The 13,289-nt window shown below is 40.6% G+C and carries 14 protein-coding genes; all 14 read left to right on the top strand.

The features are described 5' to 3' along the window. Positions 1 to 6 precede the first annotated feature (6 nt). The 14 genes from SCB77_RS13455 to SCB77_RS13520 are packed head-to-tail and all read left to right on the top strand — an operon-like array spanning position 7 to position 13,285. Complete coding sequence (locus tag SCB77_RS13455) at positions 7 to 966, top strand: NAD-dependent epimerase/dehydratase family protein (RefSeq protein ID WP_320182524.1); 960 nt, start codon at positions 7 to 9, stop codon at positions 964 to 966. Between the two features lie 30 nt (positions 967 to 996). After that, the gene (locus SCB77_RS13460) at positions 997 to 2,433 is read left to right on the top strand and encodes a lipopolysaccharide biosynthesis protein (protein ID WP_320182525.1); all 1,437 of its coding nucleotides are present in this window, start codon (positions 997 to 999) and stop codon (positions 2,431 to 2,433) included. Then, positions 2,430 to 3,512, top strand: coding sequence for a DegT/DnrJ/EryC1/StrS family aminotransferase (locus SCB77_RS13465; RefSeq protein ID WP_320182526.1), 1,083 nt, complete (start codon positions 2,430 to 2,432; stop codon positions 3,510 to 3,512). The genes SCB77_RS13460 and SCB77_RS13465 overlap by 4 nt, the downstream gene beginning before the upstream one ends. A gap of 3 nt (positions 3,513 to 3,515) precedes the next feature. Further along, positions 3,516 to 4,142 (top strand): acetyltransferase, encoded by a 627-nt coding sequence (locus tag SCB77_RS13470; RefSeq protein WP_320182527.1) that lies wholly within the window; start codon positions 3,516 to 3,518, stop codon positions 4,140 to 4,142. A gap of 2 nt (positions 4,143 to 4,144) precedes the next feature. Next, on the top strand, positions 4,145 to 5,032 hold the full coding sequence (locus tag SCB77_RS13475; RefSeq protein ID WP_320182528.1) for a glycosyltransferase family 2 protein: 888 nt from the start codon (positions 4,145 to 4,147) through the stop codon (positions 5,030 to 5,032). A gap of 36 nt (positions 5,033 to 5,068) precedes the next feature. Further along, positions 5,069 to 6,013 carry a glycosyltransferase family 2 protein gene (locus tag SCB77_RS13480; protein ID WP_320182529.1) on the top strand — a complete coding sequence of 315 codons (945 nt, stop codon included), beginning with the start codon at positions 5,069 to 5,071 and terminating at the stop codon, positions 6,011 to 6,013. Positions 6,014 to 6,035: 22 nt separating this feature from the next. After that, positions 6,036 to 6,569 carry a serine O-acetyltransferase gene (locus SCB77_RS13485; protein WP_320182530.1) on the top strand — a complete coding sequence of 178 codons (534 nt, stop codon included), beginning with the start codon at positions 6,036 to 6,038 and terminating at the stop codon, positions 6,567 to 6,569. A gap of 6 nt (positions 6,570 to 6,575) precedes the next feature. Next, the gene (locus SCB77_RS13490) at positions 6,576 to 7,514 is read left to right on the top strand and encodes a glycosyltransferase family 2 protein (RefSeq protein ID WP_320182531.1); all 939 of its coding nucleotides are present in this window, start codon (positions 6,576 to 6,578) and stop codon (positions 7,512 to 7,514) included. Next, the gene (locus tag SCB77_RS13495) at positions 7,515 to 8,462 is read left to right on the top strand and encodes a glycosyltransferase family 8 protein (RefSeq protein WP_320182532.1); all 948 of its coding nucleotides are present in this window, start codon (positions 7,515 to 7,517) and stop codon (positions 8,460 to 8,462) included. Next, the gene (locus SCB77_RS13500) at positions 8,459 to 9,322 is read left to right on the top strand and encodes a beta-1,6-N-acetylglucosaminyltransferase (protein WP_320182533.1); all 864 of its coding nucleotides are present in this window, start codon (positions 8,459 to 8,461) and stop codon (positions 9,320 to 9,322) included. The genes SCB77_RS13495 and SCB77_RS13500 overlap by 4 nt, the downstream gene beginning before the upstream one ends. Before the next feature lie 2 nt (positions 9,323 to 9,324). Then, positions 9,325 to 10,281: a capsular polysaccharide synthesis protein gene (locus tag SCB77_RS13505; protein WP_320182534.1), complete on the top strand. Its 957-nt coding sequence runs from the start codon at positions 9,325 to 9,327 to the stop codon at positions 10,279 to 10,281. A gap of 13 nt (positions 10,282 to 10,294) precedes the next feature. Further along, positions 10,295 to 11,161, top strand: a complete 867-nt coding sequence (locus tag SCB77_RS13510; RefSeq protein ID WP_320182535.1) for a beta-1,6-N-acetylglucosaminyltransferase — start codon at positions 10,295 to 10,297, stop codon at positions 11,159 to 11,161. Positions 11,162 to 11,165: 4 nt separating this feature from the next. Beyond that, the gene (locus SCB77_RS13515; protein WP_320182536.1) at positions 11,166 to 12,242 is read left to right on the top strand and encodes an acyltransferase family protein; all 1,077 of its coding nucleotides are present in this window, start codon (positions 11,166 to 11,168) and stop codon (positions 12,240 to 12,242) included. A gap of 44 nt (positions 12,243 to 12,286) precedes the next feature. Next, complete coding sequence (locus SCB77_RS13520; protein WP_320182537.1) at positions 12,287 to 13,285, top strand: glycosyltransferase family 2 protein; 999 nt, start codon at positions 12,287 to 12,289, stop codon at positions 13,283 to 13,285. Positions 13,286 to 13,289: the final 4 nt, after the last annotated feature.

A 13,289-nucleotide genomic window follows, 5' to 3' on the forward strand; every position in this document is an offset into this window, starting at 1 on the left:
CTATCTATGAAAGTGACCATTATTGGCGGATCCGGATTTGTGGGGACGCGTCTTATCGAAAACTTGTTGCTTTCGGAAGATGTGCACATCGCCAATCTCGATAAAAAGCAAAGTGATACCTACGCCTCCCTAACGCAAATTGCCGATGTAACCGATGCCTCGAGCATCCGCGCGGCACTGCCGGGTACAGATGTGGTCGTGCTGCTCGCGGCCGAACATCGCGACGATGTTTCTCCCACTTCGCTCTACTATGATGTCAATGTGCAGGGCACCCAGCATGTTCTGGAAGCCATGGCCGAAAATAACGTCAAACATATCATTTTTGCTAGCTCCGTTGCTGTTTACGGTTTGGATAAAGAGAATCCTACCGAAACGCTGCCGGCAGATCCTTTTAATCATTATGGCAAAAGCAAGTGGCAGGCCGAAGAGGTACTGCAGGCTTGGTTTAAAAACCATAGCGACTGGACCATTTCCATTGTGCGCCCCACCGTTATTTTTGGCGAAGGCAACCGTGGAAATGTATGGAACCTGCTCAACCAAATTGCTTCCGGCAAGTTTATGATGATCGGCCCCGGCACCAACCGCAAGTCTATGGCTTATGTAGGCAACGTGGTGGCCTTCCTCCAATTTCTCATCCAAAACAAAAATAGCGGTTACGAGGTTTATAACTATGTGGATAAACCCGATTTTACAACAAACGATCTGGTTTACCATACCGGCAAAGTGCTGGACAAGAAAATCCCTACCCGTCGCATTCCCTATTGGTTGGGCATGTTGGGGGGCTATGGCTTTGATGTCCTCGCTTGGGTAACGCGCAAAAAGTTGCCCATCAGTTCCGTGCGCGTGCAAAAGTTTTGCGCCGTCACGCAGTTTGATTCCTCCAAGGCCATGGGTTCCGGCTTTGTGCCCCCATTTAGTATGGAAGAGGGATTGCGCAGAACACTAAAATCGGAGTTTGGTAAATAAAGCAAAGTCTTAGTAGCTTAATCCTATATTATGTCGCTTAAACAGCAGGCTTTTACCGGCGTAGTTTGGACATTTGCGGAGCAGTTTGGCTCGCAGATTGTTGGCTTCTTGACGAGCTTGGCACTCGCGCGACTTTTGCTTCCGGCAGATTTTGGTACCATTGCACTGTTTGGGGTGGTGATGGCCATCGCCAAAGTGTTTTTGGATAGTGGCTTAACGGCGAGCCTTGTTCGTACGTCAAATGCCGATGATACGGATTTCTCTACTGTTTTTTGGTTCAATTTAGCCGCCGGCATTATTTTATATATTTTTGTGTTTTTGGTGGCCCCCTTGGTTGCAGAGTTTTATACGCTTCCGCTTTTGACCCCCTTAATCCGGGTTTACGCCATTATTCTGATCATCGACTCCTTGGTGTCGGTGCAAGGCGTGCAGTTTGTGAAAAATTTAGATTTTAAAACAAACTTCAAAATACAGTTACCTTCTATTATTGTTGGTGCAATTGCTGGAATTTCCTTTGCCTATTTTGGATTTGGAGCATGGTCGTTGGTTTATGCTTCGCTCGTCCAAAATTCAATCTTCACCCTGCAATATTGGCTGTATAGTGATTGGCGTCCGTCCTTTACGTTCAGTAAAAGTAAATTTCATCAACATTTTGCCTTTGGTTCGCGGATTATGCTGTCCAATCTTTTGGATGTCTCCTTCAATAATATTTACACGATCCTAATTGGCAAGAAATACTCCACGGTCGAACTTGGCCTTTATAACCGCGCCGACTCCCTTAAGCAGCTGCCCGTAAACAATATTTCCAGCGCTTTAAACAAAGTATCCTTTCCGCTTTTTGCAAAAATCAGCCATGACGATGCCTTGTTGAAAGATGCTTACAAAAAGATTCTTTCCATCGTTATCTTTGTTATTGCACCCATTATTGCTTTTATGGTGGTATCGGCCGAGCCTCTAATTCGTTTTTTACTAACCGACAAATGGCTACCCGCTGTTCCCTACTTTCAGATTTTAGCGATCGCGGGCGTTCTATACCCCATCCACGCCTACAACCTCAATGTGTTGCAAGTAAAAGGGCGATCAGATTTATTTTTGAAATTAGAAGTGTTCAAGAAAATATTGGTCGTTATTGTCGTGTTAGCCTCCTTACCTTTTGGTATTTTAGGCTTGCTATGGGGGCAAGTTATTACCTCTATAGTGGCACTTTTTATTAATACCCACTATACCGGTAAATTTTTAAAATACAGCGTTTTTTCGCAAATTAGAGATTTGATGCCCAGCTTGCTGCTGGCATCACTTTGTGCGCTGGCCGTCTATTTTTTAGACAAGATGTATATCGCTGGTCTTACCGATTTATATAGGCTTTGTATTTTAGCGCTGTTGTACGCCGGCCTTTATTTAGGCATTGTCCTATTGACTAAAGGAAAGGAAATAGGCATGTTGAAAGAATTAATTTTTAAGAGATGATACCTGTAACAAAACCTTTTCTCCCGCCACGGGAAGTATATGATAAATTTGTCGATGGCATTTGGCATCGACAATGGCTGACGAATATGGGGCCTTTGGCCAGCCAATTGGAAATGGACCTAAAGGATTTTTTACAGGTCAATCATCTACTTTTTGTCACCAATGGTACGGTTGCGCTACAAATGGCGTTAAAAGCATTAGCCGTTAGTGGCGAGGTGATTACAACACCATTCTCCTTCGTGGCCACAACATCCAGTATCGTTTGGGAAGGTTGCCAACCCGTGTTTGTCGATATTGATCCGCAAAGCCTCAATATCGATCCCACGAAAATTGAAGCCGCTATTACAGCTAAAACATCGGCTATCCTGGCCACCCATGTCTATGGTAATCCTTGCGATGTGGAAGCCATCGAGCGCATTGCCAAAAAACACAAATTGAAGGTTATTTATGATGGTGCACATGCTTTCGGCGTTAAGGTAAACGGTCGCTCTGTATTTGAATATGGTGATGTAAGCATTTGTTCCTTACATGCTACCAAGTTGTACCATTCCATCGAAGGCGGATTGATAATCACCAAAGATCCTAGTCTGCTAAAGAAGTTGGCCTCCATGCGTAACTTCGGTATTTCTGGTTTTGAAAGCTTTGCCGATCTAGGCATCAACGCGAAAAATTCAGAGTTCCACGCTGCTATGGGACTGGCCAATCTCGAATTGGTGAACGGTATTATGGAAAAAAGAGTAGCGTTGATCCATCGTTACGAATCCAAATTAAAAAACTTTAAAGCTTTTCGACCAAAGTGGCACGATAAGTCCGCGAATAACGGAGCCTATTTACCCTATGTGCTGGAATCTGAAGAGTTACTCTTGAAAGTAAAGAAAGAGCTTGACGGACATGAAATCTTTACCAGACGCTATTTTTATCCTAGCCTTGCGAAGGCATTACCCTATTTAGATCCAGTGGAAATGCCGGTAACGGATAGTACTGCTAAACGGGTATTATGCCTGCCCCTGTTTTACGAATTGACCTTCGAAGAGGTGGATATTATTTGTCGGATAATTTTACGTACGCAAAATAATTAAGGTATGTTGATAATCGGAGCAGGAGGATTGGCTAAAGAAATCTTGGAGGTATGTCATCGTAACGACTTATTGACAGATTTGGCATTCTACGATGATGTCAATCCCGATAAGCTACATCTTTTAGGCTTTCCTGTTTTGAAGACTGAAGTTGCTGCACAAGAATATTTCTCCGAGACGGATAATAGATTTTGTCTAGGGATTGGTAATCCCAAATTAAGAGCGGCCATGGTTGATAAGTTTCAAAGTTTAGGGGGGCAATTACATTCTGTTGTTAGTAAGCACGCTGATATGGGTACTTATGGGGTGTCTATTGGAATAGGCAATACTATTTTGGGAGATGCGCTCATCTCTAATAGTGTCTCCATTGGAAAGGCTGGCCTTATCTATTATAAAACGGTAGTTGCCCACGACGTATATATCGACGACTTTGTGGAATTGTCTCCAGGCGCTACCTTGCTAGGAGGTTGTAAAGTCGGGACTTTTAGCCAGATTGGGGCTAATGCTACAATCTTACCAAAGGTGACGATAGGTTCTCATGTCGTAGTTGGAGCTGGCGCTGTAGTAAATCGGGATCTGCCTGATAACTGTATAGCAGTTGGTGTACCTGCTCGAATTATAAAAGAAAACTAGTTATGCAAAAGCTGCTTGTTAGTGTCGTCATGATCACCTATGGTCACGAAGATTATATTATCGAAGCTATAAAAGGCGTCTTAATGCAGGAATTTGACGGCGATATCGAGTTGATTATTGCTAATGACAAATCTCCTGATAACACGGACGAAATATGCGAAAAATACTTTTCTTCCATAGAATTGTCCTCGAATATTTCTATTCGGTACACAAGGCATGTTGAGAATAAAGGTGTAATTCCGAATTTTGTTTGGGCTTTAAATCAAGCAAAAGGTGAATATATAGCAATATGCGAAGGCGATGATTATTGGATAGATCCTCTCAAGATCCAAAAACAAGTTGACTTTTTAAAAAGCCACGAGGAATATTCTGCTTGCATTAGCGATAGAGTTTTTTATTACCAAGATGAAAAAAAAGAAGAGTATTCAAGATATCCAAAAATAATAACTAACGATATGATCTTATTTGGAGAGGTTTTGCCAACTCAATGTGTATTGTTTAGAAATATTTTGAAATTTGAGCAGTTCAGTAAATTTGATGGTCATCCAGCGGGGGATAGGATACTATCTTATTTAATTACTTTAGTAGCACCTGTTTATAATATTGGTGACGTTACTTCTGTTTATCGTTTAACAGGGAGGGGGGCTTGGAGTCAATTTAGGGATTTGAATCAAAATGTAATAAATGCGAAGAGCTTGAAAGATTTTCATGATTTAGTTGGACTTAAAAGAGGTAATAAGTTTATAAAAAATCGCTTATACCTCGTTTTCGACGATATGCTGAGAAAAAATAACGATTTAGATCTAGTGGAATTTATGAAAATGTTCAACGTTAATTACTGGTTGTTACTTCGTTTTTATATACATTTTTTTAGGACTAAATATCTTTAAAATTAATTGGAGTAGAGGAACTTGAAATACCAAAAAATGTCTAAACCGCTGATTTCTGTTATCATACCTGTGTATAATGTTGAAACCTACTTGGAAGCATGTATCAAATCTGTTTTAATGCAATCCTACGATGATTTAGAGATACTTTTGGTTAATGATGGTTCTTCCGATACAAGCGGCGAAATTTGCGATCTATACGCAGAAAAGGACTCACGAATAAAGACCATCCACAAGAAAAATGGTGGACTTTCTTCTGCAAGAAACACAGGACTGGATCATGCTGCTGGAGAATTTATCTGTTTTGTAGATAGTGACGACATCATTCACCCACAATTTATTAGCATTTTGTTTGGCAGTTTAGATGGTAGTGATATGGCATTCTGCAGTTATCAAACTTTTGAAGAGGATACTCCTAAAGATTTCCATATCCTTGATGATTTCGCAGCGAAGACCTACCAAGGGCAAGATATGTTGTCACAAATTTTTTCCTTTAAGTATCCCCTATTAGTTATTGCTTGCAATAAGATATATAAACGCCAAATTTGGGAAAGAATACGATTCCCTTTAAATAAAATTCACGAAGATGAATTTGTCGTTCATTTGATTTTAGACCAGTGCCACTTCATTAAATTCGTCAATCATCCACTTTATTATTATAGACAGCGAGCGGGAAGCGTGATGACAGCTGCCTCCAATAGAAACGCTATCTTGAACAAGATGGAAGCCTTCGCTTTAAGGCGCGATTTCTTTTTAGATCGTGACATGGAGTCTGATGCACAAAAACTCAACGATGAGATTTTGTATCGGTGTCTAATGGCTACGGTGGATAAAGACAATCCAATTTGGCAGGATATAGGCATTAGAACAATTATTTTTAAAAGTGGGCTACCCGTGAAGGCTAGAATTCTGTTGCTAGTTAAGAAGAAGCTCTATGGTATTTATTTAATATTGGTCGGGTTATTAAGAAAGAAAAAGTTATAAAACCAGTCAATTTAAACAAGAGATGAACATTCAAGCATACATAGATAAAGATCGGATGGATTATTTCCCCTTTTTCTCGAAAGGTTATCTGATGGATTGGTTGCTGCAATCGGAACAGTATTGGTTACGGTGTTTCGTAAAATCGCTGCGTGCAGAGGAATATTATACATTTCATAAGCCGAATAAAATCTTAAAATATTACTATGCCCGGCGGAAAAATAGTTTAGGCCGGAAATTAGGTTTTTTTATTCCTGCGGGCTGCTTTGGTTCGGGATTGAAGATATACCATTATGGTTCTATACTTATCAATCCAAAAACACGTATTGGTAAAAACTGTAACATTCATGGTAATTGCTGTTTGGGGAGTAAGGGGATTTATCCAGACGATTCGCCGGTTATTGGCGACAATGTAGATATTGGACAAGGTGCGCAAGTATTAGGGGGAATCACCATAGCTGATGGGGTCAAAATTGGCGCTGGCGCCATTGTCACCAAATCTATTTTAGAGCCCAATGTGACGGTGGTAGGCATTCCGGCTCGGATAGTAGATAAATAAAGAAATATGGCAAGCGAAAAATTAGTATCATTGGTGATGCCGGCTTACAAGGCGAAGTTCTTAAAGCAGGCACTGGATAGTATTCTAAAGCAGAGCTACAGCAATTTTGAATTGATTATTGTAGACGATGCTTCACCTGAAAATCTTTCGGACATTATGGCGGAATATAGCGATCCACGAATATCCTATTATAGGAATAAACAAAACTTGGGCGGTCAAAGTTTGGTGATGCAATGGAATCATTCCATAACATATGCCAAGGGCGAATACTTGGTACTTGCGGCTGATGATGATATCTATCATCCAAATTTTTTAAAGACCTGTGTAGAATTGGCGGTGAAGTATCCCCATGTTGATGTGGTACGATCTCGTGTGGAACAGATTGATGAAGAAAATAATTTACTTGGTATAGACGGCATTCTTCCTGAATTTTGTAGCAAATACCAATTTCTAAAGTATTGGTTGAATGCTACGGTCTTTACCTGTATAGGTAACTTTATGTTCAAAACGGCCGTGATCAAAGAAAAGCAATTTATTGATTTTCCTTCGGCATTTGGTTCCGATACCGCTTCGGCCATTATGATGGCGGAAAACGGTATTGCCAATACGCAGGCGATGCTTTTCTCTTTTCGCTTGTCATCCATTCATCTCTCCAGTAGTAAGGGTAAATTGCTGGAAAAGTTAGCGGCAAATACCTTGTTGTTTAAGTGGTTAAGAGATTTGGGTTATCCGAGGCCAACCAACAGATACGACCTGTTGGCTTTTTCACAAACCCAGTGGCCGCATTTATACGCTAAATGCAAATACGATTATTATAACTTAGTGATTAAATATATGCCTTTCAGCAAATTTAATCTTATCGGTGCTTGTGAATTACTGACGCGTAAAGATAAGTTGCTTATGTTTGCCCGGTTTTGTTTCGATAAACTCTTTAGACGTGTATAGATGGAAGTAGTTAGCGAAGACATACCTGTAGTTATAGCCTTTACCCCAAACTATTTTGTGCCGGTTGCAACCTGTATTTCCTCTGTGCTACGAAATGCTGATGAAGATGCTAGGTTTCACTTTATCTGTTTACTGACCGAAGCCTTGCCTGAACATATGCAGCAACTGCTTAACGAGCTTGTCGGTGAACTTGGGCGATTTACCTTTATGGACTTAACCGGTACACTATCTGCTGATATTTATGTCGATCCCAAATATACCATAGCTGCATCCTACAGGTTATTGCTGCCTGATCTGTTACCGCAATACGATAAAGTTTTGTATATCGATTGCGATATGATTTTCCGGAACGATTTAAGTGAACTCTATCATAGAGTAGATTTAGATGATAATTATATGGCCGGTGTTTTTGAGGCTACCTTGGAGCAGCAGTTAGCACACATGCAAGTTATTGGATGTGCACCGGGGACCTATATCAATAGTGGTTTGCTGTTGATGAACCTGAAGAAGCTTCGCGAAGATGGCATGGTAGCTAAGTTCTTGGAGGCGGCAACACAGGAGGGCTTAGAGTTTCCAGATCAAGATGTGATTAACCAACTGTGCAAGGGACGTATTATCGGTCTTCCTCCATTTTGGAACAGCATACGTACCTTTCTGCTGCCGCAATATAAAGCTGATTTCTTAAGATTCTATACGGAACAGGACTGGCAAACCGTACAACGCAAAGGTAATGTGCATTACACCGGGCCAAAGCCTTGGAAAACCTTCACGGTTGCCTTTGATCTGTGGTGGCGATATTATTTTAAGTTGCCTAAGCCTATGCAAGCACTTTTGATAATACCAACAAAGCTTAGCTTATTAGCCAAAATATATCAAACCTTTTTGGGTAAAACTATTTTGGATGGCACTCGTGCGCTCTATCGAAAATTAAAAAGAAACGAAGGATGAGGCATGCTTATTTGATTATTGCACATCATGAATTTAAGGTGTTGGAACAGTTGATCTTTGCCTTAGACGATTGCCGGAATGATATTTTTATACATTTCGATCGAAAAGTAAAAGAGATCCCTGCATTATCAACGCAGCAAGCGAGTCTCGTTATTCTCGAAAATAGGGTGGACGTACGTTGGGGCTCCCTGTCACAAATTCGAGCGGAATACGCGTTGTTTGAAAGTGCTTACCAAACGAACAATACGTACGCACGATACCATTTGATTTCAGGAACACACCTGCCATTGAAATCGCAAGATGAAATTCACGCATTTTTTGAGGCCTACCAACAGAAAGAAATCTTGCGATATATATATACCAATGCCTACGAGGTCAATATGAAACTGGCTAGGTATCATTTCTTTGTGCGACACTACCAGCACCCAGTCAATGTGTTAAGGAAGTTGGCGGTATTGGGTTGGAGGATACTTTTAAAGCTACAATATATTTGCGGGATCCAACGCGCATCTCCTAAGGTAAGTATTAAAGCCAATAACTGGGTGAGCTTAACCGAAGAGGCCGTCGTAGCCATCATCCAGCAAAAAGATGAGGTGTTAGCACGATTTCGCTATACATTTTGTGCCGATGAATTCTTTGTTCCTTTTGTGTTGGAGAATCAACCGAAAAAATTTAAGATGATTAATGATGAGAGGCTTCTTTTCAATGAATTTGAGCAAGCCAATGTGCGTCTTTTAAAACGGGACGATTTTAAAAAGCTAATGGAATCCGATTTTCTTTTTGCACGGAAGTTTGGCGAAAGGGAAATGGAGGTCGTCTATAACATAGTAGATAGAATACGGAAAGGAAAGGGGGACTAAGTATGCTTGAAAAATGGAAAGCGGAGTTGGTCAATAACACCGCTGTGCAAAAAATTTGGGGATATATCCGGAAGCGGAAAATCATCCAGCAGCATAAGCGAGTTTATAATTTTTGGAAGCCTATTATCGAAGATTATGTTAGCGGAAAGCTTCCGAATTACAGTGTCATTGCAAAAAGAGAACTCCCCCCAAACAAAATTATTTGGCAATACTGGGGGCAAGGTGAGCATGATCTTAATTTGCCCGAGGTCGTTCGTCTTTCTTTTGCTTCGGTCGATAGATACAAAGGCGATTATGTGGTCATTCGTCTGGATGACGGTAATATTGGCGATTACATCGATCTGCCAACATTTGTGGCAGCTAAAAGAGCGGCTAATACAAGTTTTAATCGTACTTTTTTTTCGGATTTACTCCGCTTGGCCTTATTGAAAGCTTACGGTGGCGTTTGGCTTGATGCAACAACTTTACTCTCGGATGTACTGCCAGAGTCTTACACACAACAAGATTTTTTTGTTTATCAACGCGATCAGAACGAAAAAAATAAAGCCTATTGGGAAAACAGTTATGCCTTTTATTGGAGCTGGCAAGCAGATTTTCGGGTGCGTATGCTTAATAGCTTTATTTTTGCAAAGAAAGGGAATAAAATGGTAGAGATGCTCTTGGATCTTATTTTATATTACTGGAAGACACAAGAACGTATCGTCGATTATTTCTTTTTCCAGATAGTCTATGATATATTGATGCGTGAGTATGAGGTTGAAACTTGTGTAATGGTAAGTGACGTGCTACCCCATCTTTTACAAACAAAAATTAATAACCCAAGTGTCGATTTTGTCGATTATGAAACGGCGCTTCAAGCGACGAGTATACATAAGATGAGCTATTACCGAGATGATGCTTTGCAGAGATTCAGCTCTTTCGTTCATGCATATATCTTAACAGAGTCGGAATCGTTATAAATCGTTCATACTGATGAAACATGCTTATTTAATATTGGCCCATAACCAGTTCGAAATACTGGAAATCTTAATCGCTGCATTGGATGATAAGCGGAACGATATCTATATTCATATAGATAAGAAAGTCGATACAATCCCTTTGTTACAGACGGAGCATGCTGAGCTACATGTGTTGAAGGAGCGAATAGCGATAAGCTGGGGCGACGTAAGCATTGTCGAAGCCGAACTCTTGTTGTTTCAAAAAGCAAAAGATACGGGGATATACAGTCATTACCATTTACTATCAGGGGTCGACCTACCTTTGCAGTCGCAAGACAATATACATGCTTTCTGCGCAGGTCATCCTGCGAAGCAATTTATTGGCTATTCGCAGGGCGATCAACGCGGGCATATTTCGCGTAAAGTGCAACGCTATCATATTTTTCCCAAACATTTTAGATCTATAGGTAGCGTGGCAGACAAGACGCGGCAAGCCCTACGCTTTCTTTTTCTACGCGTGCAGTTTATATTCGGCATCCTAAGAAATACCGATATCGAGTTAAAAAAAGGTACGCAATGGTTGAGCTTAACCGGAGAGTTCGTGGTTTATTTGCTACAACAAAAACAGGAGATTCTAAAGCGTTACCGATATACTTTTTGTGCAGACGAAATTTTTGTGCAAACCGCCTGTTGGAATTCGCCCTTTCGAGAGCAGATTTATGATCTAACAGACGAGGGTAGGGGCTCTCAAAGATTGATCCAGTGGCGGGATAATCAGCTGTACGATTGGGAGGATAAGGATGTGGAAAAACTGAATACAAAAGCCTTTCTGTTTGCTCGAAAATTTAATGATCGAAATATGGAGGTCGTTACGAAAATATTGGAGAAGATAAAACGCTGAAGCTATGATAACTGAAAATGCATTGCAAAAACAGTCGGAGATGATTGATATGCTCCGGTTTCCCCTGATTATTCTGGTTGTGTTTGTACATATGGCTCCGTCGGAACAGCAAATGCTATCTTGGAACTTGGATGGACATAGCCTGTTTTTGTCCATCTCCGAAATTGTTTCACACCATATAGGGCAGTTAGCTGTACCGTTTTTCTTTGTGTTCTCTGGTTATTTCTTTTTTTTGAAAAGCAAGAGCTGGTCTTTCTCAACATATACCGATCAATTGGGAAAGCGTGTGAAGACTCTATTAATTCCTTACATTTTTTGGAATGTCATTATTGTAGCTATTATTGTGACGTTGCAGGTATCTTACACCTTTTTAGGTTTAGGAATTAACGCCAACTATAGGGTTTTACAAATCAATACTGTTTTTGATTTATTTTGGGGGCTTCCGATCAACATTCCTCTTTGGTATATACGCGATTTAATGGTTATGGTTGTCCTAAGTCCCTTGTTTTATTATTTTTTTAATACAACAAAATATGTTGGCCTGCTTGTTTTGGTATTGTTCTATTTAAGCGCGTTCGAATCAGGATTTCCTGGGCTTGGTAGTACCGCAATTATGTATTTCGGCTTGGGTACTTACATGGGTGTGTATAAAGTCGATGCGCGGCCCTTCTGTTTACGCTATGGGAAGCTATTCCTATTTTTAGCGGTATTATTTCTGCTACTTGACTTATACTTTATCAATCACTTCTTGTCCAAATATTTCTACCGCGCTTTTCTCCTTTGTATACTACCCGCTATTTATTTCGCTGCTATAAAAAGCGCAAAAGGTGGGCGATTAACAAAAAAGTTGATCTCCCTAGCACCGACCGTATTTTTTATCTATGCCGTACATACCATATATTTTCTGGATAAGCTGAAGGCTTTATGGTTAAAAACACCGATGAGTGCTTCTGGCTGGGGAATGCTGATTGGGTACTTGCTGATTCCCTTTATGTGTATTGGTGTTATTTTGTTGGTTTATTATGTGTTCAAGAAGTTTTTACCCAGTGTATTAGCTTTTGCTACAGGTAGCAGAGCTTAATCCTTGATGCGTTTTTTCAATTCACCCTTTAAGAATTCACATGTATGATACGAGGACATGCTAGAGTCACGATTATCCTTCCAGTTTACAATGCGGCTCTTACTTTGGATAGCTGTTTGTCTAGCTTACGGGCTTTGGACTACGATAGCTTAGAAGTTCTTTTTATAAATGATAGTAGTACAGATGGTTCATTAGAACTTTTAGAGAAATTCTGTTTATATTTTTCAACGGGTCTCAAAACTGCACAGGTAATCAATCATACACAGAATAAGGGGGTTGCCGCAGCACGGAATACTGGCTTAGACTATGCAACAGGTGATTATATCTACTATGTGGATGCCGATGATCGGGTAGATCCGGAGACCATTAAGCAAGCTGTGGAAAAAGCCCAGCAGTTGGATGCCGATATCGTAGGATTTAATTGGTATTTGAGCTTTGATAAGAATGAACGTAAAATGAACCAACCGGCTTTTCATACAGCATGGGAAGCTTTGGAGATGATGTTACGCGGAACGATGCGTTGGAACCTTTGGCTTTTTTTGGTGAAGCGCTCCCTCTATGAAGATTATCAGATTCGTTTTATACCGGGCATGAATATGGGGGAGGATATTATGGTGACGACAAAATTATTTGTCCATGCTGGGCGGGTGGCCTATATCGATAAGGCGTTTTACCATTACCGGCAATCCAACGAAGCCTCTTTGACCAAAACCTACAGCCAGCAGCATATGGATCAAGTTTCGGCCAATATACAAGCGCTCGAAACCTTCTTGCTAAAAAGTCAATATGCCGCGCAACTGGGCGATTTAATTGGCTTTTTAAAGCTGAATATCAAACTACCTTTTTTAATTAGCCCCAAAAGCAATCAGTATAAACGCTGGTTAAGCTGGTTTCCTGAAGCCAATAGCTTGGTGTTAAAAAATAGCAGCTTGCCTTGGCGCACCCGACTGCTTCAATATGCCGCGGTCAAAAAACAATTTTGGCTATTGAAAGGATATTATTATTTTGTCATCCGTTTTGTCTACGGCATAATTTATCGGTAATCGG

Origin of the sequence: Sphingobacterium bambusae (assembly GCF_033955345.1) — a bacterium.
GTDB classification, from domain to species: Bacteria; Bacteroidota; Bacteroidia; order Sphingobacteriales; family Sphingobacteriaceae; genus Sphingobacterium; species Sphingobacterium bambusae.